This is a genomic window from Streptomyces sp. NPDC048370, from assembly GCF_043200825.1.
Lineage (GTDB): Bacteria > Actinomycetota > Actinomycetes > Streptomycetales > Streptomycetaceae > Streptomyces.
The window spans coordinates 165,703-172,655 of sequence record NZ_JBICYI010000018.1 but is presented as its reverse complement, the minus strand read 5'-3'; the positions used below and the strand labels follow the sequence as shown (position 1 = coordinate 172,655).

The 6,953-nt window shown below is 71.2% G+C and carries 1 protein-coding gene; it reads right to left on the bottom strand.

Translation table 11 applies throughout. From position 1 onward, the window contains the following. Window positions 1-6,903: SDR family NAD(P)-dependent oxidoreductase (locus ACGFYP_RS30620; RefSeq protein WP_393500431.1), on the bottom strand; the 6,903-nt coding region annotated here is incomplete at its 3' end. Between the last annotated feature and the right edge of the window lie 50 nt (window positions 6,904-6,953).

The window sequence follows — 6,953 nt, the reverse complement described above, 5'->3', positions numbered from 1 at the left end:
GCCCGTCCGCGTGCCGCGAACCACACCAGGCCCGGTCTGGCCGTTGGCCAGCGCGCGCAGGCCGGTCAGAAGCTGCTCGCGGTCGCGGCCGGTGATGACGGCGCGGTGGTCCAACGCAGCCCTGCCCGTGGCCAGGGTCCAGGCCACGTCCACCGGCTCGGAGTTGGCCGACTCGGCGTAGGCGAGGAGCTGGTCGGCCTGCGCCTCCAGGGCGGCCGGCGTCTTGGCCGACAGCACCCACGGGACCACCACCGGCGGCGCAGTCGGAGCCGTACTCGTGACCTCCTCGGCGATCTCCTCCGGTTCCTCGATGATCACGTGGGCGTTCGTCCCGCTGATGCCGAAGGAGGAGATGCCCGCGCGTCGGACGCGGCCGTCGGCTGCCTCCCACTCGCGAGGCTCGGCGAGCAGTTCGACCTCACCCGCGGACCAGTCGACGTGGTCCGTCGGCGCATCCACGTGCAGGGTCTTCGGCAGCACGCCGTGCCGCATCGCCTGGACCATCTTGATGATGCCGCCGACACCGGCCGCCGCCTGCGCGTGGCCGATGTTGGACTTCAGCGAGCCGAGCCACAGCGGCCGACCCTCGGGCCGCTCCTGACCGTACGTTGCCAGCAGTGCCTGCGCCTCGATGGGGTCGCCGAGGCGGGTGCCGGTGCCGTGGGCTTCGACGGCGTCGACGTCGGCGGTGGTGAGGCCGGAATTGGCGAGGGCCTGGCGGATGACCCGTTCCTGGGAGGGGCCGTTGGGTGCGGTCAGGCCGTTGGAGGCGCCGTCCTGGTTGATGGCGGAGCCGCGGACGACGGCGAGGACCTTGTGGCCGTTCTTCCGGGCGTCCGACAGGCGCTCCACCAGGAGCAGGCCGACACCCTCCGACCAGCCGGTGCCGTCGGCGCCGGCGGCGAACGGCTTGCACCGGCCGTCGGCGGCGAGACCACGCTGCCGCGAGAACTCCACGAAAGCGGTGGGGGTGGACATGACGGCCACACCGCCGGCGAGCGCGAGGTCGCATTCACCGCTGCGCAGCGCGTTCGCCGCCCAGTGCAGGGCGACCAGCGACGACGAGCAGGCCGTGTCGACCGTGACGGCCGGGCCTTCGAGTCCGAAGGTGTAGGACAGGCGGCCCGAGATCACGCTGGAGAGGTTCCCCGTCATGAGGAAGCCCTCGTACTCCTCAGGAGTGGTGCTCAGTCGGGAGGCGTAGTCGTCGTACATCGCTCCGGTGAAGACGCCGGTGTTGGTGCCGCGTACGGTCGCCGGGTCGATTCCGGCGCTTTCGAAGGTCTCCCACGCGGTCTCGAGGAGCAGTCGTTGCTGCGGGTCGGTGGCGGTCGCTTCGCGCGGTGACATCCCGAAGAACTCCGGGTCGAACTGGTCCGCCTCGTGCAGGAACCCGCCGTGCCGGACGTATGTCGTACCGGTGTTGTCCGGGTCGGCGTCGTACAGCTTCTCGATGTCCCAGCCGCGGTTGGAGGGGAACTCGGTGATGGCGTCCGTGCCTTCGGCGACGAGTCGCCACAGGTCCTCGGGTGAGGAGACCCCGCCGGGGTAGTGGCAGGCCATGCCGACGATGGCGATCGGCTCGTCGGTCGAGGTCGTCCTCGTCCCGACGACCGCCTTGGCCGCCGCCGTGCCGGAGAGTTCCTGCGTGAGGTGGGCGGCGAGTGCGCCGGGTGTGGGGTAGTCGAAGATGAGGGTGGTGGGCAGGCGGAGGCCGGTGGCTGTGTTGAGCTGGTTGCGGAGTTCGACGGCGGTGAGGGAGTCGAAGCCGAGTTCCTGGAACGCGCGGTCGGCGTCGATGGCCGTGTGATCGGCGTGGCCGAGGACCGATGCCACGTGCGTCCGCACCAGGTCGACGAGGACCTTCTCCCGCTCCGACGCGGACAACCCCGCCAGCGCCGAACCGGACCCTGCCGTCGCAGCGACAGCGGTTCCGGCGCGGCGGGGTGCCGCGGGGACGAGGCCGCGCAGCATCGGCAGTGCCTCGTCGCCGCGCGCCCGCAGGGCGGCGGTGTCGATGCCGGTCGCCGCGAGCACCGCGTCGCCTGTGGTGTGTGCGGCGTCGAAGAGCTCCATGGCGTGGGTGGAGGTGAGCGGGCGTATGCCTGCGCGTGCCATGCGCTTGAGGTCGACGTCGGCGAGTCCGTCGGTGATGTCGCTGGTCTGCTCCCACAGGCCCCATGCCAGGGATGTCGCGGGGAGGCCTTGGGCGTGGCGGTGCTGGGCGAGGGCGTCGAGGAAGGTGTTGCCCGCCGCGTAGTTGGCCTGCCCTGCTGTGCCGACGAGGCCGGCGAGGGAGGAGTAGAGGACGAAGGCGGTGAGGTTCTCCTCGCGGGTGAGGTCGTGCAGGTTCCACGCAGCATCGACCTTGGGGCGCATGACGGCGGCCAGTCGCTCCGCTGTCAGCGACCCGACCAGCCCGTCGTCCAGCACGCCTGCGGTGTGGACTACGGCCGTCAGGGGACGGTCGCTCGGAATGGTGCTGAGGACGGCCGCGAGTGCGTCGCGGTCTGCCGCGTCGCAGGCGACGATGTCGACGTCGGCGGCGCCCAGGGTGGTGAGTTCGTCGCGGAGTTCGGTCGCGCCGGGGGCGTCCTGACCGCGTCGGCTGAGGAGGAGGAGGTGGCGCGCGCCGTGCTCAGCCACGAGGTGGCGTGCCAGTACGCCTCCGAGTGCGCCCGTCGCGCCGGTCACCAGGACCGTTCCCTCGGCCCAGCGCGGCGGCTCACTCACCGGATCGGTGCTCTGAACCGGTCGGGCGAGGCGGGGTACGCGCAGTTCCCCTGCTCGTACCGCCAGCTGGGGTTCGCCGGACGCGAGGGCGGCCGCGATCCAGCGCGGCAGCAACTCCGCGTCGTCGGCGTCGTCGATGTCCAACAGTGCGATGCGGTCGGGGTGTTCCGTCTGGGTGGCGCGCAGCAGACCCCATACGCCGGCGTGGGCGAGGTCCGGTACGTCTTCGTCGGCACCGGCGGCAACGGCGCCCGACGTCACGACGACCAGTCGGGAGTCGGCGAACCGTTCCTCCGACAGCCAGCCCTGCACCAGGCCCAGTACCTCGGCGGTCACTTCATGCACCGCGCCCGCCACATCGTCACGGGCTTCGGGGAGCAGCGGAAGCAGCAGCACCTGCGGTACGTCGGCATCCCTGTCGGCCGCGCCAACCACCGTACGGAGATCCGCGTACGACTCTCCGTACGACTGCCCGGAGGTACCGGACGAGGCGGCCGGGGCCGCCAGCGGCTTCCACTCCACCCGGTACAGGCCGTCGCGCGTGGCCGATCCGGCCGTGCGGAGGGCGTCCTTCGACAGCGGCCGCAGTGCCAGCGCGTCGACGCGCGCGACCGGGGCACCCGTGCCGTCGGCCAGGTCAAGGGCCACCGACTCCAGGCCCGTCTGCGTGAGGCGTACGCGCACCATCGACGCGCCCACGGCGTACACGTTCACGCCTGACCAGACGAACGGGAATCCGGCCTGGCCCGCCGGGTCGGCCACCCCGGGCAGGAGGGCGTGCAGCGAGGCGTCGAGGAGGGCGGGGTGAAGGGTGAAGTCGGCCGACTCCGCCCGCAACTCGTCCCCGAGAGCGACCTCGGCGAAGAACTCGCCTTCGTTCGCGCCCTTCCACACGCGGCGGAGGCCCTGGAACGCGGGGCCGTAGCCGTACTCCTGCTCGGCCAGGCGCTCGTACACGCCGGCCAGTTCCACCTCGCTCGCACCGGCGGGCGGCCATGTCACCAGGTCGGTGGAGACCGCTGCGGACTCGTCGAGAGCGGTGAGGAAGCCGGATGCGTGGAGGGTCCAGGAGGTGTCGCTGTCGTTGTCGGGGCGCGAGTGGATGTCGATCGTGTGGCGCCCGGCCCCGTCGGGGGCGCCGACGCGGACCTGGAGCTGGACGCCGCCCTGCTCGGGAAGGACCAGAGGAGCGGCCAGGGTCAGGTCCTCGACCTGGCCGACGCCGAGCTCCTGACCTGCACGTGCGGCCAGTTCGACGAAGCCCGTACCCGGGAACAGCACATGGCCCAGGACGGCGTGGTCGGTGAGCCAGGGGTGAGTGTGGAGGGAGAGGCGGCTCGTGAAGAGGGTTTCGTCGCGGTCGGCGATCGCCATGGCCGCGCCCAGGAGCGGGTGGCCGGTGTCGGTGAGACCGAGGCCGGCCGCGTCCGCTGTGGTGTGGACCGTTTCGAGCCAGAACCGCTGGTGCTGGAAGGCGTAGGTGGGTACGTCCGCGTGCTTGGCGCCGGATCCGGTCAGGTAGTTCTGCCAGTCCACGGGGGTGGTGGTGTGGGTGTGGATCTGGGCGAGTGCGGCGACGAGTGTGTCCGCTTCCGGGCGGTCGCGGCGGAGGAGGGGGATGGTGGTGACGTTCTCGGTGGTGTTTTGGACCATGGCGGAGAGGACTCCGTCGGGTCCTGCTTCGACGATGGTGGTGGCGCCGAGGTTGCTGAGTGTGGTGGTGGCGTCGGCGAACCGGACTGCTCCTCGTACCTGGTCGGTCCAGTACTGGGCGGTGCGCAGGTCGTCGCCTGTGGCCTGCTGGCCGGTGAGCGTGGACACGACCGGGATGGTGGGTGCCTGGTACGTCAGTTGGGCGGCGATCGTGTGGAACTCGTCGAGCATCGGGTCGATGTGAGGGGAGTGGAAGGCGTGGGAGACGGTGAGCCGCTTAGTCTTCCTGCCCTGTTCCTCCATCGCCGCCGCGATGTCCTGGACGGCGTCTTCGTCGCCTGAAATCACCAGGGATGTGGGGCTGTTGATGGCGGCGATCGCTACCCGGTCGCTCAGCAGGGGCGTGATCTCGTCTTCGGTTGCCTGGATGGCCGCCATGGCTCCGCCTGTAGGCAGAGCCTGCATGAGGCGGGCTCGGGCCGTCACGAGCTTCGCTGCGTCGTCGAGGTTGAGGATGCCGGCGATGTGGGCGGCGGTGAGTTCGCCGATGGAGTGCCCGGCGACCAGGTCTGCGGTGATGCCCCAAGACGAAACGAGTCGGTAGAGGGCGACCTCGGTGGCGAAGAGCGCCGGCTGCGTCCAGCCCGTGTCGTCCAGGCCCGCGCCCGAGGCGATGACCTCGCGCAGCGGCCGGTCCAGGTGGGCGTCGAGAGCGGCTGTCACCTCGTCGAACACTGCCGCATAGGCCGGGAAGGCCTCGTAGAGTTCGAGGCCCATGTTGATGCGCTGTGCGCCTTGGCCCGTGAAGACGAAGGCGGTCTTTCCGCCCGTCCGCGTGCCGCGGGCCACGCCAGGCCCGGTCTGGCCGTTGGCCAGTGCGCGCAGGCCGGTCAGCAGCTGGTCGCGATCGCGGCCGGTGACGACCGCGCGGTGGTCCAACGCAGCCCTGCCCGTGGCCAGGGTCCAGGCCACGTCCACCGGCTCGGAGGCCGTCGTGGTCTCCGCGTACGCCAGCAGTCGGCCCGCCTGCGCCTCCAGGGCTGCCGGGGTCTTGCCCGACAGCACCCACGGCACCACCGGTACCGGAACCACCGGCTCAGCGGTCGGGGCAACGGCCTCCTCGGAGACCTCGGTCGGTGCTTCGATGATCACGTGGGCGTTCGTCCCGCCGAAGCCGAACGACGACACACCGGCCCGGCGGGGCTCGCCGGTCTCCGGCCACGGCAGGTGCTCCTGGAGGAGCTCGACGGCGCCCGACTGCCACTCCACGTGCGGTGTCGGCTCGTCGGCGTACAGGGTCTTCGGCAGCACGCCGTGCCGCATCGCCTGCACCATCTTGATCACACCGCCGACACCGGCCGCCGCCTGCGCGTGGCCGATGTTGGACTTCAGCGAGCCCAGGTAGAGCGGGCGGTCCTCCGGCCGCTCCTGGCCGTACGTCGCCAGCAGCGCCTGCGCCTCGATCGGGTCGCCCAGAGCCGTACCGGTGCCGTGGGCCTCCACCGCGTCGACCTCGGCAGCGGTCAGGCCCGCACTGCTGAGGGCCTGGCGGATGACGCGCTCCTGCGAGGGGCCGTTCGGGGCGGTCAGGCCGTTCGACGCGCCGTCCTGGTTCACCGCCGAACCACGGATCACCGCCAGCACCTTGTGCCCGTTCTTCCGAGCGTCCGAGAGCCGCTCGACCAGCAGCAGGCCCACACCCTCGGCCCAGCCGGTGCCGTCGGCGTCGGCCGAGAAGGACTTGCAGCGCCCGTCGGCGGCGAGGCCGCGCAGCCGGGAGAACTCGATGAAGGCGACGGGCGTCGACATCACGGTCGCGCCGCCCGCGAGCGCAAGGTCGCACTCGCCGCGGCGCAGCGCCCCGGCGGCGAGGTGGAGGGCCACGAGGGAGGACGAGCAGGCCGTGTCGACGGTGACGGCCGGGCCTTCGAGCCCGTACGTGTAGGAGAGGCGGCCGGACGCGATGCTGCCCGCGCTGCCGCTGAACAGATAGCCCTCGTTGCCGTCGGCCGGGAGGTTCGGGCGGGAGCCGTAGTCGTTGTACATGACGCCCGTGAACACACCCGTACGGCTGCCCTTGAGGGAGCCGGGGTCGATGCCGGCCCGCTCGAAGGTCTCCCACGCGGTCTCCAGGAGGAGACGCTGCTGCGGGTCGACGGCGAGGGCCTCGCGCGGCGACATCCCGAAGAGCTCGGGGTCGAACCGGTCGGCCTCGTGGAGGAAGCCGCCCTCGCGGGCGTACGACGTGCCGGCCGTCTCAGGATCGGGGTCGTACAGCTTCTCGATGTCCCAGCCGCGGTTGTCGGGGAACTCCGACACCGCGTCCACGCCGTCCGTCACCAGCTGCCACAGCTCCTCCGGAGAGGACACGCCTCCGGGGTAGCGGCAGGCCATCGCGACGATCGCGATCGGCTCCTGCTGCTTGTCCTCGACCTCACGCAGCCGCTTGCGTGCGTCACGGGCATCCGCGATCGCCCGCTTGAGGTAGTCGCGGAGTTGTTCCTCGCCCGCCATGATGCTCTCAGCTCCCCGCTGTGTTGACGTGGTGACTTGTCATGAATGTGTGT